The 26354-nt window shown below is 65.2% G+C and carries 23 protein-coding genes and 1 pseudogene; 12 read left to right on the top strand and 12 right to left on the bottom strand.

The window, feature by feature from the left end; all coding sequences use genetic code 11:
• Positions 1–25: 25 nt before the first annotated feature.
• On the top strand, positions 26–1591 hold the full coding sequence (locus tag MRS60_RS31365) for an efflux transporter outer membrane subunit (RefSeq protein WP_243567276.1): 1566 nt from the start codon (positions 26–28) through the stop codon (positions 1589–1591).
• Here the strand turns inward: MRS60_RS31365 and MRS60_RS31360 are convergent.
• Entirely contained in the window at positions 1572–3062 is a 1491-nt protein-coding gene (locus tag MRS60_RS31360; RefSeq protein ID WP_243567274.1) for a heavy metal sensor histidine kinase, read from the bottom strand. The genes MRS60_RS31365 and MRS60_RS31360 overlap by 20 nt on opposite strands.
• Entirely contained in the window at positions 3059–3736 is a 678-nt protein-coding gene (locus MRS60_RS31355; RefSeq protein ID WP_034182609.1) for a heavy metal response regulator transcription factor, read from the bottom strand. The genes MRS60_RS31360 and MRS60_RS31355 overlap by 4 nt, the downstream gene beginning before the upstream one ends.
• Positions 3737–3936: 200 nt before the next feature.
• Between MRS60_RS31355 and MRS60_RS31350 the strand changes: the two genes are divergently transcribed.
• Entirely contained in the window at positions 3937–4194 is a 258-nt protein-coding gene (locus MRS60_RS31350; RefSeq protein WP_243567269.1) for a DUF4148 domain-containing protein, read from the top strand.
• A 7-nt stretch (positions 4195–4201) separates the two neighbouring features.
• Positions 4202–4609 (top strand): annotated as a pseudogene (locus tag MRS60_RS31345) (MFS transporter); the annotation flags it as partial.
• 63 nt (positions 4610–4672) lie between these two features.
• Here the strand turns inward: MRS60_RS31345 and MRS60_RS31340 are convergent.
• The 6 genes from MRS60_RS31340 to MRS60_RS31315 all read right to left on the bottom strand — a co-directional run bounded on the left by MRS60_RS31340 (position 4673) and on the right by MRS60_RS31315 (position 11321).
• On the bottom strand, positions 4673–5497 hold the full coding sequence (locus tag MRS60_RS31340; protein WP_243567268.1) for an alpha/beta fold hydrolase: 825 nt from the start codon (positions 5495–5497) through the stop codon (positions 4673–4675).
• A gap of 167 nt (positions 5498–5664) precedes the next feature.
• Positions 5665–6756, bottom strand: coding sequence for a lactonase family protein (locus MRS60_RS31335; RefSeq protein WP_243567267.1), 1092 nt, complete (start codon positions 6754–6756; stop codon positions 5665–5667).
• A 101-nt stretch (positions 6757–6857) separates the two neighbouring features.
• Positions 6858–8210 (bottom strand): TRAP transporter large permease, encoded by a 1353-nt coding sequence (locus MRS60_RS31330; protein WP_034182451.1) that lies wholly within the window; start codon positions 8208–8210, stop codon positions 6858–6860.
• 4 nt (positions 8211–8214) lie between these two features.
• On the bottom strand, positions 8215–8787 hold the full coding sequence (locus tag MRS60_RS31325; RefSeq protein WP_034182452.1) for a TRAP transporter small permease: 573 nt from the start codon (positions 8785–8787) through the stop codon (positions 8215–8217).
• Positions 8784–9770: a TRAP transporter substrate-binding protein gene (locus MRS60_RS31320; protein ID WP_243567266.1), complete on the bottom strand. Its 987-nt coding sequence runs from the start codon at positions 9768–9770 to the stop codon at positions 8784–8786. The genes MRS60_RS31325 and MRS60_RS31320 overlap by 4 nt, the downstream gene beginning before the upstream one ends.
• 459 nt (positions 9771–10229) lie before the next feature.
• Positions 10230–11321: a helix-turn-helix transcriptional regulator gene (locus MRS60_RS31315; protein WP_243567265.1), complete on the bottom strand. Its 1092-nt coding sequence runs from the start codon at positions 11319–11321 to the stop codon at positions 10230–10232.
• A 489-nt stretch (positions 11322–11810) separates the two neighbouring features.
• Here MRS60_RS31315 and MRS60_RS31310 point away from each other — a divergent pair, with 489 nt between their 5' ends.
• Complete coding sequence (locus MRS60_RS31310; RefSeq protein ID WP_243567263.1) at positions 11811–12968, top strand: histidinol-phosphate transaminase; 1158 nt, start codon at positions 11811–11813, stop codon at positions 12966–12968.
• 96 nt (positions 12969–13064) lie between these two features.
• Here the strand turns inward: MRS60_RS31310 and MRS60_RS31305 are convergent, their stop codons facing one another.
• The 3 genes from MRS60_RS31305 to MRS60_RS31295 form a co-directional block, all read right to left on the bottom strand.
• A complete protein-coding gene (locus tag MRS60_RS31305; RefSeq protein ID WP_034182455.1) occupies positions 13065–13316 on the bottom strand; it encodes a hypothetical protein in 252 nt (83 codons plus the stop codon).
• Between the two features lie 451 nt (positions 13317–13767).
• Entirely contained in the window at positions 13768–14874 is a 1107-nt protein-coding gene (locus tag MRS60_RS31300) for a LysR family transcriptional regulator (RefSeq protein ID WP_235212527.1), read from the bottom strand.
• Between the two features lie 84 nt (positions 14875–14958).
• Complete coding sequence (locus tag MRS60_RS31295) at positions 14959–15702, bottom strand: SDR family oxidoreductase (protein ID WP_034182456.1); 744 nt, start codon at positions 15700–15702, stop codon at positions 14959–14961.
• 193 nt (positions 15703–15895) lie between these two features.
• Here MRS60_RS31295 and MRS60_RS31290 point away from each other — a divergent pair, with 193 nt between their 5' ends.
• Complete coding sequence (locus MRS60_RS31290; RefSeq protein WP_243567423.1) at positions 15896–17416, top strand: PLP-dependent aminotransferase family protein; 1521 nt, start codon at positions 15896–15898, stop codon at positions 17414–17416.
• A gap of 396 nt (positions 17417–17812) precedes the next feature.
• Positions 17813–18313, top strand: a complete 501-nt coding sequence (locus tag MRS60_RS31285; protein WP_111020763.1) for an Ohr family peroxiredoxin — start codon at positions 17813–17815, stop codon at positions 18311–18313.
• A 103-nt stretch (positions 18314–18416) separates the two neighbouring features.
• Here MRS60_RS31285 and MRS60_RS31280 read toward each other — a convergent pair whose 3' ends face one another.
• Positions 18417–19625: an NAD(P)/FAD-dependent oxidoreductase gene (locus MRS60_RS31280; protein ID WP_034182458.1), complete on the bottom strand. Its 1209-nt coding sequence runs from the start codon at positions 19623–19625 to the stop codon at positions 18417–18419.
• A gap of 376 nt (positions 19626–20001) precedes the next feature.
• On the opposite strand from MRS60_RS31280, the gene MRS60_RS31275 reads away from it, so the two are divergent.
• The 6 genes from MRS60_RS31275 (at position 20002) to MRS60_RS31245 (ending at position 26354) form a co-directional block, all read left to right on the top strand.
• Positions 20002–21003, top strand: a complete 1002-nt coding sequence (locus tag MRS60_RS31275; RefSeq protein ID WP_175749315.1) for a bestrophin family protein — start codon at positions 20002–20004, stop codon at positions 21001–21003.
• 318 nt (positions 21004–21321) lie between these two features.
• Complete coding sequence (locus MRS60_RS31270; protein WP_243567422.1) at positions 21322–22101, top strand: acetoacetate decarboxylase; 780 nt, start codon at positions 21322–21324, stop codon at positions 22099–22101.
• Positions 22102–22116: 15 nt separating this feature from the next.
• Positions 22117–22899 (top strand): 3-hydroxybutyrate dehydrogenase, encoded by a 783-nt coding sequence (locus tag MRS60_RS31265; protein ID WP_105392023.1) that lies wholly within the window; start codon positions 22117–22119, stop codon positions 22897–22899.
• Between the two features lie 10 nt (positions 22900–22909).
• Positions 22910–24181, top strand: coding sequence for a patatin-like phospholipase family protein (locus tag MRS60_RS31260; RefSeq protein ID WP_243567262.1), 1272 nt, complete (start codon positions 22910–22912; stop codon positions 24179–24181).
• Between the two features lie 291 nt (positions 24182–24472).
• On the top strand, positions 24473–25477 hold the full coding sequence (locus MRS60_RS31255; RefSeq protein ID WP_243567260.1) for a DedA family protein/thiosulfate sulfurtransferase GlpE: 1005 nt from the start codon (positions 24473–24475) through the stop codon (positions 25475–25477).
• Between the two features lie 397 nt (positions 25478–25874).
• A complete protein-coding gene (locus MRS60_RS31245; RefSeq protein ID WP_243567259.1) occupies positions 25875–26354 on the top strand; it encodes a carboxymuconolactone decarboxylase family protein in 480 nt (159 codons plus the stop codon).

Here is a 26354-nt window from a genome sequence, read left to right as displayed (position 1 = left end):
CATGAAAACCCGCGAGATATCCGTCATGCGCTTCGTTCGTCCGCTTCCGTTCACCCGCCGCGTCGTCGCGCTCGGCGTCGCCGCCGCGTTGGCCGCGTTGTCCGCGTGCTCGACATTGCCGCCCTATTCGCCGCCCACCGTCGCGGTGCCCGCGCACTATGCGGGCGTCCCGGCGGCGGGCATACCGGCTTCGGGCGTACCGGCTTCGGGCGTACCGGCTTCGAACGCCCCCACCGCCCAACCGGGCTGGAACGTCGCGGCGCCGGCCGACGCCGCGCCACGCGGCGCGTGGTGGACCGTCTTCGACGATGCCGGCCTGAACGCGCTCGAAGCGCGGGTCGACGTGTCGAACCAGACCGTGAAAAAAGCCGTCGCCGATCTCCAGCAGGCGCGCGCGATGGTCGACTACCAGCATGCGGGGTTCCTGCCGACCGTCACGGCCGGCGTTGCGCAGAGCCGAGCACGCCTGTCGCAGAACAGGCTCGGCTCGTCGCTCGCCGGCAAGACGACGCCCGACTATCAGGCCGGCGTGGCCGCGAGCTGGGAACCCGACCTGTTCGGCCGCGTGCGCGACGCGGTGACGGGTGCGCAGGCGAACGCCGACGCGAGCGCGGCCGACCTGCAGGCCGTGAAGCTGTCGGTCACGGCCACGCTCGCGACCGACTATTTCGCGCTGCGCTCGCTCGATACGCAGAAGCAGTTGCTCGACGATACGGTGCATGCGTATGCGGATGCGCTGAAGCTGCTGAAACAGCAGCTCGCGGCCGGCGCGATCGACGCGTCGGCCGTCGCGCAGGCCGAGACGCAACTGGAAGCGACGCGCACGCAGGACACCGACATCGATGCGTCGCGTGCACAGCTCCAGCACGCGATCGCGACGCTGGTCGGCGAAAGCGCGTCGACGTTCGCGCTGCCGCCGCGCGTACAAGCGTTCGACGTGCCGGCGATCCCGGCCGGCGTGCCGTCGCAACTGCTCGAACGGCGGCCCGACATCGCGGCGGCCGAGCGCCGCGTCGCGGCCGCGAACGCGCAGATCGGCGAGGCCCGCGCCGCGTTCTTTCCCGATCTCGTGCTGTCGGCGAGCGCGGGGCTCGAAAGCGGGTTCTTCGCGCCGTGGCTCACCGCACCGAGCCTGTTCTGGTCGCTCGGCTCGCAGCTCGCCGGCACGCTGTTCGACGGCGGCCGCCGCAGCGCGTCGCTGCGCGGCGCGCATGCGCAATACGACAGTACGGTCGCCGATTACCGGCAAACCGTGCTGGTTGCGTTCCAGCAGGTCGAGGATCAGTTGTCCACGCTCGATGCGCTCGCGTCGGAGGCCGGCAGCCAGCAGCGCGCGACCGATGCGGCCGACCTGTCGCTGCGGCTGACGACCAACCGCTTCAACGCGGGTGCCGTCAGCTACCTCGACGTCGTGACCGCGCAGACGATCGCGCTGACGAACCGGCGCCTGTCGGACCAGATCGCCGCGCGCCGGATGGAGGCCGCGGTCGGGTTGCTGACCGCGCTGGGCGGCGGCTGGCATGCCGGTGCAGATACGGGTGCGGACGCAACCGCCGCCGCGCACACGGCCGCTACGCCGTCGGCGTCTTGACGAACGTCAGGATGAACCGCGTGCCGGCCGCATCGCTCTCGACGCGTGCGGTGCCGCCGTGCAGTTCCATCACCGAACGCACGATCGCGAGGCCGAGCCCGGCCGTGCCGCCCGGCACGCCGCCGCTGCGCGCGGGGTCGCCGCGCACGAAGCGGTCGAAGATGCGCGGCAGCAGCGCGGGATCGATCGGTTCGCCCGGGTTCGACACGACCACGTACACCGCGTCCGCCGTTTCGTCGACGCGCAGCACGATCACGCCGCCCGCCGGCGTATAGCGCAGCGCGTTCGCGAGCAGGTTGCTGACCGCGCGGCGGAACAGTTCGAGATCGGCGGTCAGCCGGCCGTGCCCGTCCACGCGCAGCGTCGAACCGGCTTCGTCGGCGAGCCCTTCGAAATAACCGGCGATGCGCTCCAGTTCGTCGTGCACGTCGAATGCGCGCTGCCGCGTGACGAAGCCGGGATGCTCGGCGCGCGCGAGAAACAGCACGTTCTCGATCATCCGCGCGAGACGGTCGTATTCCTCGAGATTCGATTCGAGCAGCGCCTGGTATTCGTCGGCGGAACGCGGCCGCGCCAATGCCACCTCGGTCGCGCCGCGCATGTTGTTCAGCGGCGTGCGCAGGTCGTGCGCGAGATCCGCGCTGAATTGCGACAGGTGCCCGAACGCCTGCTGCAGGCGGCCGAGCATCGCATTCTGCGCGTCGACCAGCGCCGTCAGCTCGCGCGGCGCGCGCGATGCATCGAGCCGCGTATCGAGCTTGTCGACGGTGATCCGGCCCGTGTTCGCGACGATCTCGCGCAGCGGCGCGAGCGCCTTGCGGATCAGCCAGTAGCTGAGCAGCATCGCGAACAGCGCGCCCAGGCCGCCGGCGATCTTCAGCTTGTCGCGGTAGCCGTCGAGCAGTTCGGCGCGATCGCTCATGTTGCGCGCGATCGCGATCCGGATCTTCGTGCGGTCGCGCAACGCGGCCTCGGCGACGACGCCGCGCACGGGCGTGCCGCCGTCGGCGGTCCACGTCGCGATCCGGTCGGCGGTAATCCGTTCGTTCGCGGGCACCGGCGTCGCGTGCGGCGGAAACAGTTCGGCGTCGGGTAACGTACGCAGCGCAGGCAGCGTGGGCGACGATGCACCGGCGGCCGTTCCGGGCAGATCCTCGAATTCGGTCCGCTCGACGTTGTGGCGCGCGAGCACGTTGCCCTGCCCGTCGACGACGGCCATCGACAGCGCCTCGTTGCCGAGCACCTGGCTCGTCAGCCGGTCCGCATGCGCGCGCACCGCGTCGAGCGAATCGAGTTCGCCCGCCAGCCGGCGCGTATGCCGCGCGGCGAGCACGATGTCGAGGTCGTCCTGCGTGCTCACCTGCCGCTCGAGGCCGGTGTACACGTACGCGCCGACGAGCGCAAAGACGGCGAGCATGGTCGCGCCGAACGCGAGCGCGAGCGTCGCGCCGAGCGAGCGGCCGAGCGTCATGCGGCGTCCTTCGGTTCGAGCACGTAACCGACGCCGCGCACCGTATGGATCAGCTTGATCGCGAAATCGTCGTCGATCTTCGCGCGCAGCCGCCGGATCGCGACCTCGACGACGTTGGTATCGCTGTCGAAATTCATGTCCCACACGTACGACGCGATCTGCGTGCGGCTCAGCACTTCGCCCTGCCTGCGCGCGAGCAGTTGCAGCAGCGAGAATTCGCGCGGCGTCAGGTCGATCCGCACCGTGCCGCGCTTCACGCGGCGGCGCACGACGTCGATCTCCAGGTCGCCCACCGAAATGCGCTCCGTCTCGCGCGGCGGCCCGCGGCGCGCGAGCGTGCGGATGCGCGCGAGCAGCTCGACGAACGCGAACGGCTTCACGAGGTAGTCGTCCGCGCCGAGTTCGAGCCCGTGCACGCGGTCCTGCACGTCGTCGCGCGCGGTCAGGAACAGCACGGGCGTCGCGTGCGTGTCGCGCAGCCGCTTCAGCACGCTCCAGCCGTCGAGCACGGGCAGCATCACGTCGAGCACGATCACGTCGTAGCTTTCTTCCTGCGCGAGCGTCAGGCCCTCGCCGCCGTCCTTCGCGAGATCGACGCTGAAGCCGGATTCCTCGAGCCCTTTCTTCAGGTACGCGCCGGTCTTCGGTTCGTCTTCGACTATCAGGATGCGCATGATCGGCTCCATCGCATTCGGTGGTGACATGCGCCGATGTTACCGGGAAACCGGGCGGGCGGACCGCATCGCGCGAGCGCGACCCGGCCGGATTACGAAACTGTAATCGGCGGGTCAGGGTGGTGACGGCCGCGGCGACCAGAATTCGAAGCGTGGGCCCATCCCCACTCGCCCGTTCATTCATCTGCCCAGGAGCCATCATGAAACTCGTCGCCGCTTTCGTCGTTGCCACGCTGAGCCTGCCGTTCGGCACGCAGGCCTTCGCCCAGTCCACGCAGGCGCCGCTCACGCACGCCGCAGTGCGCCAGCAACTGATCGATGCCGAAGCCGACGGCCTGCTGCCGTCGAACCGGAACGACTATCCGCCGTCGCACGCGGAGATCGCGCGAAATCGCCAGATTTACGCGACCCAGCATCACGACGCGACGCCGATCGCGACGGCGTCGGCCGGAAATTGATTGCGGCATGCTGCCCGTGTTCCGCGGGATGCTGATCTACGGCACGCTGCTGTCGACGTTCACCGGCGTGATGCCGTCGGCGCTGCCGGCGCTGTTCCCGACGCGGATCCGCTACGGCGCGCTCGCGATCGGCTTCAACGTGTCGGTATCGCTGTTCGGCGGCACGACGCCGCTCGTCACCGCGTGGCTGGTCGATCGCACCGGCGACCTGATGATGCCCGCTTACTACCTGATGGGCGCGTCGTTCATCGGCATCGTGTCGGTGCTCGCGCTGCGCGAGACTGCGCGCCAGCCGCTGCCCGGTTCCGGGCCGTGCGTGTCGAGCCGCGCGGAAGCGCTGAGCCTCGTTCGCGGCGGTGCCGAAGAAGCCCGCGTGCCAGGCAGGAAATTCACGCCGGTCAGCGAGCGCGCGTGACGCGGTTCGGCGCGATGCGGCGACGCGCGACAGATGCCGCCGGCGTCGCCCACGCGTGCTTCTTCAGTTCGACGACAACCGCTGCCCTTCGAGCCAGTCGAGCAGCGCGCGCGTGACGAACGCAGGATTTTCCAGATTCGAGATGTGGCCGGCGTCCGGCACCAGCGCATGCGCGCAGCCGATCACGCTCGCCATCTTCACGGTTTCCGACGGCGGGCGCGCCATGTCGCCCGCGCCGCACATCAGCAGCGTGCGCTCGGCGTCCAGGCCGGCGAGCGCCGACAGCGTGTCGGGCCGGCCGAAAATCAAGCGGCCGAGCGGGACGATCGATTGCCGCAGCCGGTCGGCGGGCAGGCTCGCCAGCGCGTCGCGAAACGCGGTCGGCACCGGGTCCGCCGGATTCACGTCCGGCCGGAAGAACAGCGGCACGATCGCATCGAGCAGCGGCGGCGCGATGCGGCCCGCGGCGGCGATCGCATCGAGCATCCCGAAGTAGCGCAGGCGCGTCGCGTCGGGCTCGGCCTCCAGCGACGCATCCATCAGCACGAGCGAGCGCACGCGCTGCGGTTCGCGCAACGCGAGCCGCGCGCCCCACATGCCGCCGACGCTGAGCCCGACGACCGCGCACTGTTCGATCTCCAGCGCGTCGAGCAGCGCACTCGCGTGCGCGGCGAGATCGTCGAGCGTCTGCGTGCCTTCCGGCACCGGGCCCGATGCGCCGTGCCCCCACAGGTCCGGCACGATCACGCGATACTTGCGCGACAGCGCGTCGATCTGCGGCGCCCACATCGCCGCGTCCCACAGATAGCTGTGCCCGAGCAGCACCGGAAATCCGGTGCCGTGGTCCTGGTAATGCAGGGTACTGCCTTGAATGGTGTGTGCGGGCATGTCGTCTCCGGATGTCAACACGATCGGCAGCGGCCCGGAAGCGGGCGCCGCGATCCGCGGCGTGCTGCGACGAACGCAAAGCGGCGCATCATCGCACAGGTAGCGGACGTGCGTGTGACGACCCGCATGTCGCGCCGCGACGAAAACGCCGCGCCGTACGCCGCCAGTCAGTTCGTCCCGTCGTACGTGACGATCTCCACCCAGTTCGCGCCCTTGCCGACCGGGTATTTGCCGATCTCGTCGAGGCGGCCCGTGCCGCGGTCGATCCGGTAGACGGCAAGCGTCGGCGACAACTGCCCGGCCGCGAGCAGATAGTTGCCCGACGGGTCGATGCCGAAGCCGCGCGGCTGCTTCTCGGTGGCGAACGTGCCGATCCGCGCGAGCTTGCCCGACGCGGCGTCGACGCGATACGCGGCGAGCGTGCTCGACGTGCGCTCCGACGCATACAGGAATCGTCCGTCCGGCGTCAGATGCAGGTCGGCGCCCCACGGCTTGTCGCCATGAAAATCCGGCGGCAGGATCGACACGGTCTGGATCGGCCGTACATCGGCGCCACCGTGCGACAGCGCGAGCACGTGCAGCTTGCCGTCGAGTTCGTCGACCAGGTATGCAAAACGCCCGTTCGACGAAAACACGAAATGGCGCGGGCCGGATTTCTCCGGCAGCCGGTACGCCGGCGTCGCGACGTCGGTCAGCGTCCCCGTCGACGCATCGAACGGCAGCCGCAGCCACGCATCGGCGCCGAGCACCGACGCGAACGCGTGGCGGCCGTCCGGCGACTGGCGGATCGCGTGCGCCATCGGGCCGGTCTTCACCGTCTGCTGCACGTCGCCCGCGACGCCGTTCTCGCCGATCCGGTTCACCGCAAGCAGGTTGCCGCCATACGACGCCGAAAACAGATAGCGGCCCGACGCATCGGTCGACACGTAGGCCATGCTGTCCGCGAGCGGCGCGCGGCCGAGCTCGATCAGCCGTCCGTCGAGCGGGTTGATCGCGAAGCTGACGACGCGGTACGGCGTCGAGCGCAGCGCCGCATAGAGGCGATGATGATCGGGCGACAGCGTCATCGGCATCACGGTGCCGCCGACCGGCACGGTTTCGATCGCGGTCAGCGCGCCGTTCGACGTGTCGACGCCGAACACCGAGATGTCGCGGCTGTCGCCGTTCGATACGTATGCATAGGTCGCAGCGTGCGCGAGCGACGCGGCCATCCCGAATACGGCCGCCGCAACGGCGCGCCGGAGTGTTTTCGTGTTCATGAGTCTTCAGGTGAAGGAAAGGGAACGACACATGCAACTGCGGCGCCGGACAACCTCGGTCGTCCGGCGCCGCGACGGGCGAAGACAGGCGAAGCGCGCGATCAGAACACCGCGTGCCCGCTGATGACACTCGGCAGCCAGGTCGAGAAGAACGGCATGTACGTGACGATGTTGATCGCACTGAAGATCGCGAGGTAATACGGCCACGCCATCTTCGTGGTCTCGCCGATCGACACGTTGCCGATCGCGCAGCCGACGAACTGCACCGAGCCGATCGGCGGGTGCACGAGGCCGAGCGAGCAGTTCAGCAGCAGCATGATCCCGAACTGCACCGGCCCGACGCCGCACGCCATCGCGATCGGCAGGAACAGCGGCGTCGTGATCAGGATGTGAGCGGCCATGTCGACGAACGTGCCGAGGAACACCTGGATGATGTTGATGTACAGCAGCATCAGCCAAGGCGCCGCGGTCGACTGCTTCAGCAGCCCTTCGATCGCATCCGGAATCTCCAGGTACGACATCTGGAAGCGCAGCATGTTGGATACCGCGATCAGCAGCAGCACGACGCCCGTCGTACGCGCCGCATGCGACAGCGCACGGCGCAGCTTCGCGACCGTCAGCGTCCGGTAGACGATCGCGGTCAGCACGAGCGAGTACACGACGGCGATCGCGGCCGCTTCGGTCGCGGTCGCAATCCCCTTCGCGACGCACACGAGGATGATCGCGATCACCATCAGCCCGGGCACCGCGCCGACGAAGCTGCGCAGCACCGCATACCAGCCGGGAAACGCGGGCAGCGCGGACGAGCCGTCCGCACGGCGCGGATAGCCGTGACGCACGGCCTGCCAGTACGCGGCGGCGAGCACGAAGCCCATCACCCACAACACGGGCAGCAGCCCCGAGAACAGCAGGTCGCCGATCGACACGCCGCTCACCGGCTGGCCGTGCAGCATCCCCGTGATCCCCTGCGCGGCGAACGCGTAGATGATCATGTTGGTCGACGTCGGCATCAGCGCGCCGGCGAGCGACGCATGCGTCGTCACGTTGACCGCGTACGCGGCGCTGTAGCCTTCGCGCTTCATCAGCGGGATCACCACGCCGCCCATTGCCGACGTATCGGCGGTCGGCGAGCCCGACACGCCGCCGAACAGCGTGCACGCGACGACGTTCGCCATCCCGAGGCCGCCGCGGAAATGGCCGACGGTCGCCTGCGCGAAGCGCAGGATCCGGTCCGCGATGCCGCCGTGCAGCATCAGCTCGCCGGAGAAAATGAAGAACGGCACCGCGAGGAACGAGAACGCATTCATCCCCGAGATCATCGCCTGCATCGCGGTCGCGATCGGCAGGCCTTCGACCATATAGGTCAGCACGCAGGCTATCCCGAGCGCGAACGACACGGGCACGCCGAGCACGAGGAAAATCAGAAAACTGACGGACAGGATCGCGAGTTCCATGGCGTTATTGTCCCGACGAAGAACGACGAAGCGCGAGCAGGTGCTCGAGCGAGAAGAGGATGATCGCGACCGCCGCGGGCATCGTGATCAGGTAGCGCACGCCTTCGGGCAGCCCGATGATCGGAATGCGGTCGCCCATCGTCTCGGCGGCCATGCTGCCGCAGCCGACCATGATCGCGATCGCGAACGCGATCAGGCTCAGGTGCTGGATCGCGACGACCACGGTGCGCGCGTTCGGCGGCAGCCGGCGCACGAGCGAATCGAGGCCGATATGGCCGCCGTCGCGCACCTTCATCGCCGCGCCGAACATCGCGATCACGATCACCAGCAGCAGCGCGATCGGCTCGACGAAATCCGGCGCGTTCTCGAACACGTAGCGCATCACCACCGCGTAGAACACCAGCACCGTGAGCACCGCGAGACAGGCCGACGCGATCACGGCCAGCACGCGGAACAGCACGTCGTTCACGCAGCGCAGGAACGGCGCGGCGTGCGGCCGCGCCGGCGCCGCGCCGTCCGGGGCGGCGGCCGGCGAATCCGCGGCGACCGCGCTGTTCAGGGAAGTGCGACGCGTCACTTGGTCGCCTCGATCTCGTCGACGATCTGCTTCATCTGCGGCGTCTTTTCATACTTGGTCCACAGCGGCTGCATCGCCTTCACGAACGCCGCGCGGTCGATCTGCGCGGCCGGCAGGATCTTCGCGCCGCCCTTCGTCACCGACTGGTGTGCGGACGCCTCGCGCGCGGTCCACAGCTTCTGGTAGTACGGCACCGAATCGGCCGCCGCCTTCCTGATCGCCGCCTGCTCCTGCGGCGACAGCGTGTCCCAGATCTTCTTCGAGAACACCAGCACTTCCGGCGTCATCGCGTGCTGCGTCTCCGAGTAATCGGGCGCCACTTCGTAGTGCTTGGTTTCCTCGTACGACGGCAGGTTGTTTTCCGCCGCGTCGACGAGGCCCGTCTTCAGACCGGTGTACACCTCGGCGAACGGCATCGGCGTCGGCGTGCCGCCCATCGCCCTGATCTCGTCGACCATCAGGTCGGACGGTTGCACGCGCACCTTCAGCCCCTTCATGTCGGCCGGCGTGCGCACCGGGCGCTTCGCGTAGATCGAGCGCGCACCGCTCTCGTAGAACGTCAGCGCGATCATCCCCTTCGCCGTGAACGCATCGAGGATCTTCTTGCCGGCCGGGCCGTACATCGCCTTGCGGAAATGATCGACGTCGCGGAACAGGAACGGGAACGACGGGATCAGCGATTCCGGCACGATCTCGTTGAACGACGCGCCGTTCACGCGCGCCATGTCGATCGCGCCGATCCGGACCTGGTCGACCGTGTCCTTCTCGGAGCCGAGCGCGCTGTTGCCGAACACCTTGATCGAATCCTTGCCGCCCGTCTGCTTCGACAGCTCGTCGCCCATGAACTTCACCGCCATGTTGGTCGGGAAGTTGTCGCCGTGCACGTCCGCCGAGCGGAACACGCGCGCCTGCGCGGACATCGCGAAGCCGGCCAGCAGCGCGACGGCCAGTGCGGTACGGGAACCGGTGAATCGATGCTTCATGGTGAGTCTCCTTGATGGTCGTTCGTTGTTGTGCGGCGATCCGTCGGCATGCGCGTTCGTCGGCGATGCGCTCTCCCCTGAGCCGCAGAGTCATACGTCGTATGATGTGTTGACGCGAATGTACGTCGGTTAATCGTTTAACTCACTTGGTGCATACCCCTATAAGCACTGCAGCCAAGGGTTTTAGGCATCAGTCCGGGAATCGCGTTCTTTGTCCCGGCGATTTTCAGAGAAACGTTTTCCGGAAACGGGGCCGCGTTTGAATCGGGTGCCCGCGTAGCTGGTTTCCCGGCGCCGGAAAGCAATCCTTCGCTTCGGTTGGCTTTGTTATAGGATGACTGACCACGACACAAGCACGCCGGCGCGTGGCCAAGAGCACGCGCCGGTACACGCATCGTGTGCGGCGGAACGACGAAGGTTCGGGAGGAATCCGTGCAGGCGCGGGCGCTCGCCGCGCCGTCACGTCTGCATGACCAACGACGTCAGTTGCGCCGCGCGCGTCACATCCGTCTTCGCGTAGATCGATTTGATCTGCGCGCGGACCGTGCCGATCGACACGCCGCGCAGCGCCGCGCATTCCTGCGGCGACAGCCCGTCGCAGCACAGCAGCACGGCGAGATCGGCTTCGGCCGACGACAGCCCGTAGAACACGCGCAGCCGCTGCGCGCGGGCCGCCGGCGAACGCAGGTCGGTGGCCGTCATCAGTGCCGCGACGCCGGGCCGTTCACGCAGAAGGCGCGACTGTTCGGGAATCGGCATCAGCGCGAGCGACAACGGTTCGCCCGTCGCACGGCGCAGCAGCAACCCACCGCACGCGAACGCGTGCCGCCATTGCGCATCGTCGACGCAGCCTTCCGGCGCGAAGCGCCCGTTCACGATCCGCATCGCCGGTTCCGCCGCGATCAGTTGATCGGCCGCGCGATTCGTATAACGCAGTTCGCGATGTTCGCCGAGCAGGAACACCGGTACCGGAATCGCATCGAGCGCCGATTCCGCGGCGGCCACGCGCGCCTCGAGTTCCCCGATGCGCGCGTGGATCCGCAGCGCGCGGCTGATATGCGTACCCATGATTTCGATCGTGCGGCGCTGATCGCCGGATAGCCCTTGCGATTCCGGGCCGCCCTGTACGCTGAGGAATGCGCCGGCCCCCGCTTCGCGATGGATGTACAGGCCCGAGATGCTGCCGAGCCCGTAAGGACGCAGGAATTCCTGATAGAACACGCCGTGTGTGCGCTGCCGCGGGGACAGGTGCTTGACGTCCTCGAACCAGCGGCCCGCCGGCCAGTTGCTGGCGACCGGGACGACCGGGTCGTACCGGTAGAACTCGGTGTTGTAGGTGTGGTAACAGGTGGCGACCCACGACGCGTCGTCGCCGGCCGCCTGCTCAATCGCCGGCACCCGCGCCGCGTCGTCGAACGACAGCAGCGTGGCCATGCGCACGCCGACCGTCGATCGCAGCCCGTCCAGCGCCGTTTCCCATCGTTGATCGCCCAGTGCCGCAGCGTAGATGTCATCGATCCATGCCGATGGAATCAATCCGTTCCATTGCATCTGGCTACCCCCGCGCCGTGCGTTTTTGTCGAACGTCTTGCGCGAATCTTACTCAACCAGCGGCATTGTTCAAATTACCGGTGCGCATTTAATTTGAAATACCCCGTTTGCTACCGCTTATCGTCAGACGTAATGGCCATTCTCAACAAGCTTTCGGTTCCTTTCCGCATCAAAGATCGGGACCCTGGCGCTCGACAACGCCGATCGGGATTGCAGCGCGCATTCCGCGGAATTCATCACGACGCCGGCTATTCATCAGGATCGGCGTATGTCATGATGCAGCGCATGAAGATCCGAAACGCGACGACCCACTTGCACCATCACCACGGACGCCCTCTGTTGCGCCGTGGTTCGTTTCGCATCTAGCACTTGCATCGGGCGCTGCCCCGATCAAGACGACGACCAAGGCGCCTCCGGCGCCTTTTTTGTTTTTTACCGCCTTAAAAACCTGCTGCGCCGATCAATCGATAACTTACGGAGTGTTTTTCAATGCAACGACCGTGGAAGGAAGTGTCCTTGTCGGAATTGCCGCTCAGGGAGGATCTCAGGTTGCAGCACGCGTACGGGGCGCCGCAGCTCGACGTGCCGGTCTGCCTGAACGTCAACGAGAATCCGTATCCGCCGTCGCCGTCGCTGGTCGAGCGCATCGCGACTGCCGTGGCCGACGCGGCGCGGCAGGCGAACCGTTATCCCGACCGCGACTTTGCCGAGCTGCGGGTGCATCTGGCCGCCTATCTGACGCACGACACCGGCGTGACGATCGACGCGTCGAGCGTCTGGGCGGCCAACGGTTCGAATGAAGTGATCCAGCAGATTCTTCAGGCGTTTGGCGGCCCGGGGCGAGCGGCGCTGGCCTTTACGCCCGCGTATCCGATGTACGACGAATACTGCCGCACGACCTTCACGCGCCTGCATACGTTGCCGCGTACCGAGGATTTCGCGCTGGATCTGCATCAGGCGATCGACAGCATCCGCGAGCATCGGCCGAGCGTGATTCTGCTGACGTCGCCGAACAACCCGACCGGCACCGCGCTTCCCGTCGACGATATCCGCGCCATTCTCGACATCGCGCCGGGCGTGGTGGTCGTCGACGAAGCGTATGCGGAGTTCCGGCGCCACGGCGTGCGCAGCGCGGTGACGCTGCTGCCCGACCATCCGCGGCTCGTCGTTACCCGCACGCTAAGCAAGGCGTTCAAGTTCGCGGGCGGCCGCGTCGGGTATTGCGCATGCGTGCCTGCGATCGTCGAAGCGCTGAAGCTGGTTCGGCTGCCCTATCACCTGTCCGCCTTTACGCAGGCGGCCGCCTGCGCGGCGCTGGTCGCGCGTGACGAGATGCTGTCGCAGGTCGATGCGATCAAGGCCGAGCGCGATGCAATCGTTTGCTGGCTGCGCAGCCAGGGCTTCACCGTGGCCGATTCGGACGCCAACTTCGTGATGTTCGGCAAGTTTGCCGATCGCCACCGGATCTGGAGCGGGCTCCTGCGCCACGGCGTCCTGATTCGCGAGTCCGGCCCGCCGGAATACCTGCGCGTGTCCATCGGCACCGCGGCGGAGATGGCCGCGTTTCGTGCGGCGTTGCTTGCGGTGATGGTGAACGAACCGGCAGCGGACCATGCGGTCGATGGCGCGATGGAGGGCGACGTTTGATGATCGCGCCCGTTCGGGTGCGCCGTGCCGGCCACGTCGCCCATCGCGGCGGCCGGCGCGTGTCGGTGCGTGTCGGCGCAATGACCAACGATGCGCTTACTTCATCGCCACGTATCGCGATTCCATCTCGTCGATCTTCGCGAGCACCGTTTCGCTGAGCTTTCTGAGGTGACGCGGCACATCGGGCGTCGACAGCAGTTCCTCGATCCGCCCTCGCCAGTAACTCGGGTGCCTCACGCGCCCGGCGCCCGACATCGACACGTCGTCAGCGATCGTCTCGCTGTCCAGGAGAGCCACCATTCTCTGGATGTGAGAAAGCTCCCGTTCTACATAGTCTCGTGCCAGCATATTGATTGAAATTCCCCGAAATGCGACAGCAGGCTTTCCGTCATCAACGCGCCATCGTGCGGCGATGCAATGAGGCATCGATGCCCCGCACACGTTGCCCGTCAGCGTACGCCCGGCCTGTGTCAGTCAACTGCGTGGGCATTCCCGGCGTTCGACACGGAATGGCAACCCTGCCCGTGCGTTCCGGTTACATCCATCCCCCGATGCCCTGCTGCCAATCGTAGGCGGACTGTCCGGCGCCGGCATCCCCAAAAGTGGGGATGCCGGCCGAAATCGGGGAAGTGGCGGTTTCGGGAAATGACGGGAAGCGGAATGGCCGGCGAGCACGCGGCTGCTCGCCGGCGCTGCGGCGCGATCGCGCCCGACTCGAACGGCCTGCTGCCGGTGCGCTGTTGTCGGGCGAGTCGGAAACGGGGATTTTCAGCGTGTACGAACGGATCTCGGTGCGGGATCAACGGCGGAGCGCAATCGGATGCGGGGCCGCATGCACGGGCCCGGACGGCCCTCCTTCACCGCTTCGTCGTGCTGCCAGTTCGGCTGACGAAGCATCGGGGCTGTCCGGGTTGAACTGCGTCATGCAGTTCAGGTCGAGTGCACGTATCTGCTCGGTCATGAAGTCGACGAAAATTCGAATGCGCGTCGGAAGATGTTGCCGGCTGAGATAGCAGATATAGTGCCCGCGATCGTCGGGCACATGCTTCGCCAGCGCGACGACGAGCTCGTTCGATGCGAGATGGTCGCGAATCTGATAGCCCGCCATCTGCGCAATGCCCGATCCGCTCAGAACCGCACGCAACACCAGATCCGTGTCGTTGAACGTGAGGCGGGACGTCGGCAAGTACTTTTGTACTCGGCCGTCGACGTTGAATTCCCATTCGAAGATGCGGCCGCTCGCAAATCGAAAGTTGATGCACTCGTGCCGGTCGAGATCCGCCAGACTCTTCGGGAGCCCGTGCCTCGCCACGTACGACGGCGCCGCGCACAGCACCATCTGCATCGGAATCAGTTGCCGGGCAATGATGCTGGAGTCCTCGATGCGTCCGTTGCGAAACGACACGTCGATCCGTTCCGCGACCAGGTCGATCGGCCGGTCGTCGAGCAGTAGATCGATAACGATGTCCGGGTAGGCCTTCGCAAACGTTTCAAGCAGCGGCGCAACGACTTTCCTGCCGAATCCCACCGCCGAACTGATACGAATGAGGCCGCGCGGCGGTCCCTCCCGCAGTTCCAGCATGTCGTTCATGGCTTCCACGATCTGCGCGACGCCCTGGTGGCAGTTCTCGAAGAATCGCTGGCCTTCGCAAGTCAGTTCGGTCATGCGCGTGGTCCGCTGGAACAGCCGCGTACTCAACTGCGCCTCCAGCTTCTGGACGTTCCGGCTCACGGCCGGCCGGCCGACGCCGAGACGTTCGGCGGCCTTGGTAAAACTCCCCTCGCTCGCCACCGCGACGAACGCAAGGATGCCTGCATAGCTTGCACCGAAGCTCGCTGACAAAGCGTCGGCGCGGCCTGGCAAGTCACGACGAACGCCGTGCTCCGATGTATCCGATTGATTCATTTCCGCTGCCCCCAGACATCCCGCTCATCCCGATTGCACGTCGCACGCGTACGCCTGCGAACCGCCCTCCGTGCGAAACGCGAATCAGCCTCTTGCGAGCCACTGGTCGAGACCGATGCGACCGAGTCGCGCATTCCCGAGCGGCACCAGCGATTTTTCCTCGACGCGGCCGCCGTAGTAGCGGGCGTCGCGATCGGTCACCACGGCGCGCGTGTCGCCGACCGATTTCAGATAGCGTGCGACGATCTCCGCGAACGGCGCGCGGTCCGGGCCCGCGATCTCGACCGTGCCGTTCAGCGGCCCGGCAAGCGCGATCTGTGCGACGAGCGCCGAGACGTCTTCCGCGGCGATCGGCTGAAACAGCCCGTCACCGATGCGCACCGTACCGCCTTCCGTGCCGAAATCCGCAATACCGCCGATGAACTCCATGAATTGCGTGGCGCGCACGATCGTGTACGGCACGCCCGCTGCTTCGATCGCCTGTTCCTGCGCGACCTTGGCCGCGAAATAGCCGTTCTCCGGCATCCGGTCGCAGCCGACGATCGAAAGCGCGACGTGATGGCGCACGCCTGCGGCCACTTCGGCCTTGCCGAGATTGCGCGCCGAAGTACGGAAGAAGTCCAGCACCGCCTGTGGTTCCCAAGATGGTGCATTCGCCACGTCCACGACGACGTCCGCATCGGTCAACGCGTCGGTCAGGCCTTCGCCCGTGATGGTATTGACGCCGGTGCGCGGCGATGCGGCGAGCGCTTGATGGCCCGCTTCGCCGAGCAGCGTGACGACACGCGAGCCGATCAGGCCCGAACCGCCGATGACAACGATCTTCATCGCAAATCTCCTGACGAAAGGATTTCGTTTGAATGCGTGGGGCGCGTGACGGGCGCCGTCTCCGACGAAGCAGGTCATACCCGTCACATCGCATGGCGCAATTGTGGAAGTATCATGTCCTATCGATAAGAGCCAAGAATCGGCGATCAAACTAGTCCATGCCGTGTCCGTTCCAGCGATCCACAAGGCCATGATGTCCGCGTCAACGCCCGCCCTGACCATCGAAATCGACCGGCACCATCAGTTGCCGGTCTATCTGCAGATTTGCGAGCGGTTCAGAACCGCGATCGCCGCGGGCCATCTGCGTCCCGGCGATCGCGTGCCCGCGCTGCGCGGCCTGGCGACGCAGTTGAACACCGCGCGCGGCACCGTCGAACAGGCTTACGCGATCCTGGTCGACGAGGGTTATCTGCAAATGCGCGGCGCGGCAGGCACATTCGTGTCGCCGTCCCTGCCGATATCGCTGACGGGTTCGCTGCCCGCGCGGGCCGTCGAACCGGCACAGCGCGCCGCAGACGCCGGTTCGCAACCGGCGTCGGACATGCCGCCCGGCAATCAAGCTCCACCGCGCCCGCAGCCGATCGCCGTCGCGATGAGCGGCGAGCCGCGCCCGTTGCAACCCGGGCTCCCGGCGCTCGACGCATTTCCGCGCAAGGTATGGCACCGGCTCGTGTCGCTGCGCGCGCGCAGCAGCGACCGCGCGCTGCTCGGCTACCCGAATCCGCTCGGTTACCGGCCGCTGCGCGAGCACATCGCCACCTATCTGACCCTGTCGCGCGGCGTCACCTGCTCGCCGGAACAGGTGTTCGTCACCGGCGGCTACCGCGCGACGCTGGAACTCGTGCTGCGCAGCCTCGCGCGTCCGAACGACCGGGTATGGTTCGAGGATCCCGGCTATCTGCTCGCACGCGGCTTTCTGTCCGAGACCGGTGTCCAGCTGGTGCCGGTGCCGGTGGACGCCGAAGGGATCGACGTCGAGCGCGGCATGCAACTGGACGCACGGGCGCGCTTCGCGCTGGTGACGCCGTCGCATCAGAGCCCGCTCGGGCATACGCTGTCGCTTGCCCGGCGCATCGCCCTGCTGGATTGGGCCGAAAAAGCGTCGGGCTGGATCGTCGAGGACGACTACGACAGCGAGTTTCGCTATCTGGGCCGCCCGCTGCCGGCGCTGAAGAGTCTCGACCGGCGGGATCACGTGATCTATTGCAGCACGTTCAGCAAGGCGATGTATCCCGGTTTGCGGCTTGCGTACGCGATCGTGCCCGAGCGCGCCGTGGAGCGCGTCGAACGGGTCGCGAGCAGCATGAACGCCGGCTCGCCGACACTCCTGCAGGCGGCCATGGCGGATTTCATCGAACAGGGCCACTTTGCCCGCCATCTGAAGCGGATGCGCACGCTGTATGGCGAGCGACGCACGCTGATCGTGCACGCGTTGCAGCAGGCGTTCGGCGAGCGCTTGATCGTCGAATTGCCAGCCGGCGGCATCCAGTTCGCGGTGCAGTTCCCCGAAGGGCCCGACGGCCCGGTCGACGACGTCGCCGTTGCCGCGCGCGCGCGGGACGCGGGGCTCGCGATCTTGCCGCTGTCCATCTGGTATGCGAACAGCCGCACGCGGCAAACGCCGCGCGGCCTCGTCATCGGATTCGCGAACATCGCCGATGCCGGCGAAGCGCGTCGCCTCGCGCACACGCTGCGCGCGTGCGTGGATCGCTGAAGCCCGGCACGCGGCCGTCGCACTCGGCGGTACGAGCCCGCACCCGCGTTTTGCCGGGGCCGGCGAACGGGATCGGCGCAATGGCCATCATGAAGCGCCCCGGCGACAGCCAGACGCTGTCGGTCCGGATTGGTGTCGAACGGGAAACATCATGTCTCCGTCGGCAGCCATACCGCCGCCCCCCGTACTCCTTTAGCATGGGGGCGGCTTTGTCCCGCGGACTAACCGGGAATCGGGCTGCACCACGAGATTGCCGCATTCCTTATATGACCGTTCATTCCATGCCATTTCCCGAAGACGATGTCTGCCCGGGCAGTGCGGCCGGCCTGCGCAAGACGCTTCGACGAATCGATCAGCCGGGATCGGAATGCGCGTCCGTGAACTCGAGAATGCATCATGCACGACAAGAAGCTGCAAGCCCCCCCGCTTTCCCTCCTCGACCGGTATCGGGGCCGGGATTTCCATCCCCTCTATACGACGACCGTCACGGTTTCCGGCGGCGAGACGGGGCACGGCCGCGCATCCGGTGTGGCACGCTCGGATGACGGGAATCTTGCCGTGGATCTGCGGCTGCCCGCCGAATTCGGCGGCCCCGGCAACGGCACCAATCCCGAACAACTGTTCGCGGCCGGCTTTGCCGCGTGCTTCCATGGGGCGCTGAACCTGATCGAGAAGCGCGCCGCAATGGAGATCGCCGACACGGTCGTGGAGGTGCAAGTGTCGTTCGGCCGCGATCCGATGGATGGCGGCTATGCACTGGTCATCGATGTGCGGGTCCGGATGCCTGGTGTAGATCGAAGCACGGCGGAAGAGATGGTTCGAACTGCGGAACGCTTGTGCCCGTATGCGAAGATGGCCAGACAGGGGTCGGTCAATATCGTGACCGTCGTCGACTGACTCGCCGCCCGGCAGGCGGCGCGATAGTCTGTCGAAGACGCTCATCGCCGCCGCCCGCCTGAGTGGCCGCGCATATCGCAGCCGCTCAGGCGGCGCGAACGGGTCAATCGAACGACGCTTGCGGGTTACCCGCTGCCAACGCTTCGGCACGATTCGGCGCCGGCGGGTAGATCCACTGCGTGTTGATCACCTGTTTGCGCACCTTTCCTTCCGCGTGCGTCAGTTTGATCTGACGATCCCAGCCTTCCGAGTAAACCGCGCCCCATTCGCCAAGATCGAGGCAGGTCGCATAGAACGGCTGTCGGTATTCCAGCGTGGCCAACCCGATCAGATCCGCGGCGACGTTGTGCCCGCCGAATTGCCCCATCACGATCGCGTGTTGACAGGACATCAATGCATAGTGCCCGTCATCGTCGCTCCGGGCGCGCGCCACATCTCCCGCCACGAACACGTGGGGGGCTTCCGCCACGCGAAGATCGGGCGTCACCTCGACGCGCCCGAGCGGGTCAAGATGCGACGAGACTTGCGCCGTCAGCGAGCTCGCACGCATGCCGCCGGCCCAGATCACGGTCATCGCTTCGACATGCGTGCCCGACTCGGTGCGAACGCCGTCTGCCCCGACCGACACGACGCGCGATCCGAGTACGGTTTCGATGCCCAGCGAGTCGAAGGCTTCCGATACGTACGGCCGAGGATTGGGGCCGAGATCGGGACCAATATCGTCCTGCGCTCCGATCACGACGACGCGACTCGCAACGTCGGCGCCAAACCACTCGCGCAAGCGCTTCGGCAATTCGGTGGCGACCTCGATACCCGTAAAGCCGCAGCCGACAACGGCGACCGTATTGCGTGCCGGAGAATCCGGCAGCTTCGCCAGCGCTGCGAAATGCGCGTCGAGCGCTACCGCGTCTTCAATACGATCGACCGAGAACGCGTGTTCCGCCAGCCCCGGAACCGGCGGTCTGCTCAACGAGCTGCCACTGGTCAGCAGCAACCTGTCATACGCCAGCAAACGCTTTTGTCCATCGGCAAGGGCAACGCCGAGCGTCTTCTTGCGGACGGAAATCTCCTCGACACTGCCCTCGACAAAATTCACGCCGACAGCATCGAGCAGCGGCAGCAGCGGTGCGGCCATCCGTTGCGGCTCGCTTTCGTACAGCCGCGGCCGGATCTGCAATTCGGGTTTCGGGGAGATCAACGTGATTTCCACGTCGCCGCTTCCCGCACCGGCCTTGTCAAGCGCGCGAGCCGCACCCAGTGCACCCCACACTCCGGCGAAGCCGGCACCCACGATCAAGATTTTCTGAGACATGATTGTTGCCTTCGGTTGGAAAACTGCAAGATCGACGACAGGCACCGAACTCGATGCAACGGGTGCCTGCTTCGTTACTCGGCGATTCTTCACGAGCGCCGCCCGAAGTCATCGTAGGTCGGCACGGTTCGGCCCGGTAGACCTGCAATCGGGCTCATGGTGTTGCCTCTTCAGCACCAATCAATCCCGTTCCGCCGAAGCAAGCGTCGGGCATCATGCGTAACGGAAGATCGTCCGCTCGTACGTCACGAAGACCGAATGCGCAGCGTCCGGGAAGCGGTCCTGCCGTGGTCGGACGGAGCGGGAATTCGCGCGGCCACGCACGTTGTCGGCAAACCGTTTTCACCGTCACCTTCAATATCCCGAGGCACAAAAAATGCATCTTGGAAAATCGTATAAATTCTCCGAGTTCCTGATCTGGACTCGCTGGAAAATTTACGAACTTCTTATTTGCGGCTCCGTCCCGGTTGTGCTTTACAAGTTCTTCTCATTCACATGGTTATCCGTACCCCTTACGATCGTAGTGCTGCTCGGAACGGCAACGTCGTTCATCGTCGGCTTCAAGAACGTTCAAACGTACAACAGGGCAATGGACGCCCTGGACATCTGGACCGACATACTGAGCAAAAGCCGCCGCTGGGGCCAGCTCACACGGGACCTGGTCGAAGATGAAGCGATTGCCCGGAAATTGGTGTACCGGCACCTGGCCTGGCTGACAGCGCTGCGATACGACCTGCGTCGACCGCTTGTCTGGGAAAGCACGAGCAAACGCTACAACGCCGAATATCGCCGGTTCTATCGTGTTCCGGAGTGGGAAAAGGATCTCGGCAAGTTATTGCCGGAATATCTGTCTCCGTCCGAAACGGCTCAAGCGCTTTCTTCCGCCTCGATCCCGACATGCGTGCTGAGCCTGCAAGGGAGCTCGCTCGGGATGCTTCACCGGGCAGGACACCTGAATTCAAGCTTCTATATGGAGCTTCAAAAGCTTGTCGGCGATTTCATCGATCTCCAGTCGAAATCGGAACGTTTCAAGAACTTTCCCTATCCACGCCAGTATGCGACGGTCAGCTCGCTGTTCGTGAGGTTCTTCTGCTTCTCCTTCCCGTTCGGACTGCTTCACGAATTCGACAGACTGAACGACGGCGTGAGCGGCTTCATGCACGGCAACATGGTGTGGCTGGTCGTGCCGTGCAGCGTCGCGGTATCGTGGATGTACACATCGCTCGAACAGGTTGGGGAAAGCACGGAAAATCCGTTCGAGGGCGGCGCAAACGACGTTCCCATCTCGACGATGTGCAGCTCGATCGAGCGCGATCTGAAGAATATCCTCGGAGAACATGCCGGCGATCCGTCGAGCCAGACGGTCATCGCGTTATAGGGAATCCGGTGTATTCAGGCCGGCATGTTTCATCGTTGTGCATCTGCCCTCCTGTCGTTGATTGTTGTCGCCGAGACAACACGGTGAGGTCCTTTTCAGGGCTACTGCCGCAACACGACATCGCCTACGCTTGGTCCTGACGGTGGCCGCTCACGCTGCCCGATGCGATCCGGGAAACGACGCGACACCGTAAGAGAGAAACGTGCGAACGCGCGCGGCGAGTCCTCATTGCCTTGCGCGATCGCTCGTCATTCGCCGCGGCAGCAAAAGCCGTGGCGACGGGTGTTACGCAGCACCTCACCAAGCGAGGAACGATCCGTGACAGAAGAAGATATCCGCAACAACGCCTTTGCGATGCCCGTGCACAACCCGGCGTATCCGCGTCCGCCCTTCCGCTTCATCAACCGGGAGTACTTCATCATCTCGTACGAGACGGACATGGACGCGCTTCGGGCCGTCGTCCCCGAGCCCCTGACGGTCGACCACGCAATCGTCCATTACGAGTTCATCCGCATGCCCGATTCGTCGGGATTCGGCGACTACACGGAAAGCGGCCAGGTGATCTCCGTGCTCGACGAGGACGGCAATCGCGCCAACTTCACGCACGCGATGTATCTGGACGACGAAGGCCCGATCGCAGCCGGACGCGAAATCTGGGGCTTTCCCAAGAAGCTGGCTTCGCCGAAGCTCTGCATCGACGGCAAGGACACCCTGCTCGGCACGCTCGACTACGGCACGCAGCGCATCGCCACCGGAACGATGGGTTACAAGTATCGCGCCCTCGACACGGCGGCCGAACGCCGCAAGCTCGCCGATACGCCCAACTATCTGCTCAAGGTCGTTCCGCACGTCGATGGTTCGGCGCGCATCTGCGAACTCGTGCGCTTCTTCCTGCGCGATGTCGACGTGATCGGTGCCTGGGAGGGGCCTGCAGCGCTCGAACTGCATCCCCACGCACTCGCATCGGTCGCCGATCTGCCGGTTCGAAAGGTGATCGGCGCACGTCACGTCATTGCGAATCTCACGCTCGATATCGGCGAAGTGGCTTATGACTATCTCGCCCCTGTCGAGTCGTTGAAACTCGCGGTCAACCAGTAACCTCCCGGAGGACGTATGTCAATGAACGACAAGGTTGCACTCGTGACGGGTGCGGCAAGCGGTATCGGCGAAGTGTGCGCGCGCAAGCTCGCGAAAGACGGCGCAGCGGTGGTAATTGCGGATCTGAATCTCGCGAACGCTAAAAAGGTCGCCGACGATATCGTTGCCGATGGCGGGAAAGCGCTTGCGGTCGCGATGGACGTAACCAGCGAGGAAGCGGTCGATGCGGGTGTGTCCGAGACGGTGGACCGGCTGGGCGGCATCGATGTGCTCGTGTCGAATGCCGGCATCCAGATCGTCAACCGGATCGAGGACTACGCATTCTCCGACTGGAAGAAGATGCTCGCCATTCACCTCGACGGTGCATTCCTGACGACCAGGGCCGCGATCCGGCACATGTACGCATCGAACAAGGGCGGCTCGGTGATCTACATGGGCTCGGTGCATTCGCACGAGGCCTCGCAGCTCAAGTCGGCTTACGTGACCGCGAAACACGGGTTGCTCGGTCTCGCGCGGGTTGTCGCGAAAGAAGGCGGGCCGCGTAACGTGCGCGCCAATGTCGTGTGCCCGGGCTTCGTCCGAACCCCGCTGGTCGACAAGCAGATCCCCGAACAGGCGAAGGCGCTGGGAATCTCCGAACAGCAGGTCGTGAAGGACGTGATGCTGAAGGAGACGGTCGACGGTGAATTCACGTCGCTGGCCGATGTCGCGAACACCGTTGCCTTCCTCGCCGGCGTCGAATCGAACGCGCTCACCGGACAATCGATCGTCGTCAGCCACGGCTGGTTCATGCAGTAAGGAGAAAACCATGTATTCGAGCCAGCGTAACAAGCTGAAGCAACCCCATCGCATCGATCTCCCCGCCTACGACGAAATCGGGCTCGTGCTGCAGGGCGGCGGCGCACTTGGCTCATACCAGGCCGGCGTATACGAAGGCATGGCCGAAGTCGGCGTGGAGCCGACGAGAATATCCGGGGTATCGATCGGTGCGCTGAATACGGCGATCATCGCCGGCAATGCGCCCGCGGATCGAGCGGAAGCGTTACGCGGCTTCTGGAACACCATCAGTCAGCCGGCCGATGCGCTCTCGCACATCGGCGCGTTCATGCCGACATGGCCCGGGCTCGAACACATCGGTCGCAAGTGGTCGAGCGCATGGGCCGCAACGCGCACGCTGATGGAAGGTCAGAGCGGGTTCTTCTCCCCGCGCATGCATGTGCCTTTCGCCGGGATCGGCCGGAAGCGCCCCGACCAGGTCAGCCACTACGACACGTCGGCGTTGCGTGAAACGCTTTTGCGGTACGCAAACTTCGATCGCATCAACGACGGGAACATTCGCGTATCCGTCGGCGCCGTCAACGTGCGAACGGGCAATCTCGTCTATTTCGACAATACGAAAATGCGTCTGGCGCCGGAGCATTTCATCGCCTCCGGCGCGCTGCCGCCGGGTTTTCCGGCGGTCGAGATCGACGGCGAGTTCTATTGGGACGGGGGGCTGGTTTCCAACACGCCGCTCACCGAGATCATCCGGGAAAGCCAGCACAAGGACACGCTCGTTTTCCAGATCGACCTGTGGAGCTCGCGAGGCAAGCTGCCGGGCGATTTCCTCGATGTCAGCGAGCGCACCAAGGACATTCAATATTCGAGCCGCACGCGAGCCATCACCGCGTTCATGTCGCAGAACCAGAAGCATGCGCAGATGATCAAGGCGCTGCTCGAACACATACCAGAAGACGTGCGGCTTGCGCACCCTCTGTTGCAGGAGGCGCAGAAAACGGCGGACGGCAGCGCGGTGAATGTCGTGCACCTGATCTACAAGAACAAGTCGTTCGAGGGGCACTACAAGGACTACGAATTCAGCAAGGAGACGATGCGCGAGCATTGGGCGAGCGGTCTCGAGGATATTCGCCGTTCGTTCGGACACCCCGAGTGGTTCGAGATTCCGAGCCGCGAGATCGGCTTCGTCACGCGCGACGTGCACCGCTATCGACAGGATGCCAATGAAACTGCCGGGCCCGGCAAGGACACGCTTGCGCCATCAAAACACTTGCCGGAGAAAGAGCCGTCCGCCTCCAGGTAGCGCGTATCGGCTTCTTCCCCCGGTCATTCCATTCGAGTTGGTCGGGCATGGCCGCGGCGAAGGCGGAGAACCTCGGCGCACGGCGCCGCCGCGTTTTCCAGCATGCGAGCGAACGGTACTTTCCCGGGCCGGGCGTCTTCCGATGTGCGGTCCGGCTGTCTCCGTTGCCGACTCGATATGTCGGACTGTTTCGATGACGGCAAGTCCGGAGGCAGCGTCGGACACCGCAGTTTGCGGCAGCACAATGAACGACTTTCGAGACCGGTACGTGCATGCCACAAGGAGAGCATCATGATTTCGCATGAACTGATCGCACGGTATGGCACGTTGGTCGTATTCCTGAACGTGCTCGGATCTTCGCTGGGCCTGCCTTTGCCTGCCATACCGACATTGATCACGGTGGGAGCGGGCATTGCGCTCGTCACACACGTTGCATCGGCGACGTTGCTGCATTTCGCGGCGATACTGGGCGCCGCCGTGATTGGCGGCGTGCTCGGCGACCTGGTCTGGTTTCAGGGCGGCAAGCGGTACGGCAAGCGCACGCTTCATACAGTTTGCAAATTGTCGCAGTCGCGTGAAACGTGCGTGCGGACGACGGAGCGCTTTTTTGGGCGCTGGGGCGTCCGCGTGCTGGTCGTTGCGCGGTTCGTACCTGGCCTGTCGCTCGTTGCCGTTCCCCTGTGCGGCGCGATGGCCGTCAGGTTGCGCTCCTTCGTCCTGCACGATTGCGCCGGCGTTGCGCTTTGGGCATCGCTCGGCCTGGCCATCGGCGCCATATTCGCTTCGCAGGTCGACGTGATCTTTTCCCTCGTCGCCCGTCTCGGCTGGCATGCGCTTATCGTCGTCGGCATTGCACCGCTGCTGTATGTCGCGTATCGCTACTGCCGGCGATTTACGTTGGCAAATGCGCTCGGGAAGGCGCGGATCAGCGCGGGTGAGTTGCATGCGTTGCTCGCGAACAATCCGCGGCCGGTCGTGATCGATATCCGCTCCACCGAACGACGCATGCGCGATCCGTTCGTCATTCCTGGCGCCGTGATTGCCGATGAACGCAAGCCCGGGCAGATCATGGAACGCTATGGGGCGAACCGGACGCTCGTCATCTATTGTGCGTGCCCGCACGAAGTGTCTGCGGCATCGGTGGCCAGGCAGTTGCGACTGTCCGGCGTCAAGCTTGCATTGCCGCTCACTGGCGGGATCGATGCATGGCGTGTCGAAGGTTTCGACGTCGAGCCGGTCATGGCGATGAATGACGCGGCAATCAGCGGAGCAGAGCGAACGCTTTTCACGCCTTGATGGCAGTCGCGTCCGAAACGTGCCCGAGTATCCGTGCACCGCGCGACTCCACCCCATCAGGTTGGCGCGCCGCCACGCAGCGGTGGTCATGCCGGGTGTCGACCAGCATGTCGCGGAAAGTCTTGTCCGCGACACGGAACGCCTGTGCCCCTATACGAAGATGACGCGACAGGGAATCTGCAGTGTCATCACGGTGTCGGCATGACTGCACGCCAACGATGTGCAGTCGACAGCTACCCCGACGAGCGATTGGTGCCGAAGCGACAACATAGTGCACACGTTCCCGGCACTACTGCCCCCTGAGGCACACGACTACGATGGTTGCCAGGCAGGTCCTGCGGTGAATCGTCATACGCAGGTTCGGCAGTAGCACTTCCACAGATCAGGAGAACAGATCATGACGCAACGTATCAACTACTTTCAGCAATCGCCGGAACTGACCAAGAAGCTCGTCGAGCTGGACGGGTTGTTTCAAAAGACGACGCTCGAGGCGCCGGTCCGCGAGCTCGTCGAGATTCGTGCATCGCAGCTCAATGGCTGCGCATTCTGCGTCGACATGCACATCAAGATGGCGAAAATCCACGGCGAGCGCGAATTGCGCCTGCATCACGTCGCGATCTGGCGCGAGTCGCCCCTGTTTTCGCCGCGCGAGCGTGCCGCGCTGGAATGGACCGACGCGCTGACCCACCTCCCCACGCATGGCGTGCCGGACGACCTCTACGAGCGCGTCCGTGCGCACTATTCCGAGAAGGAGTTGTCGGATCTCACTTTCCTCGTGGGCGCAATCAACAGCTGGAACCGGCTGAATGTCGCGTTCCGCATCGCGCCCGGCTCGTTCGACAAGATGTTCGGGCTCGACAAGGCCAACCTGGAGTGA

Origin of the sequence: Burkholderia pyrrocinia, from assembly GCF_022809715.1 — a bacterium.
Lineage (GTDB): Bacteria > Pseudomonadota > Gammaproteobacteria > Burkholderiales > Burkholderiaceae > Burkholderia > Burkholderia pyrrocinia_C.
The sequence above is the reverse complement of the archived record's forward strand: the minus strand, read 5'-3'. Positions and strand labels throughout refer to the sequence as shown.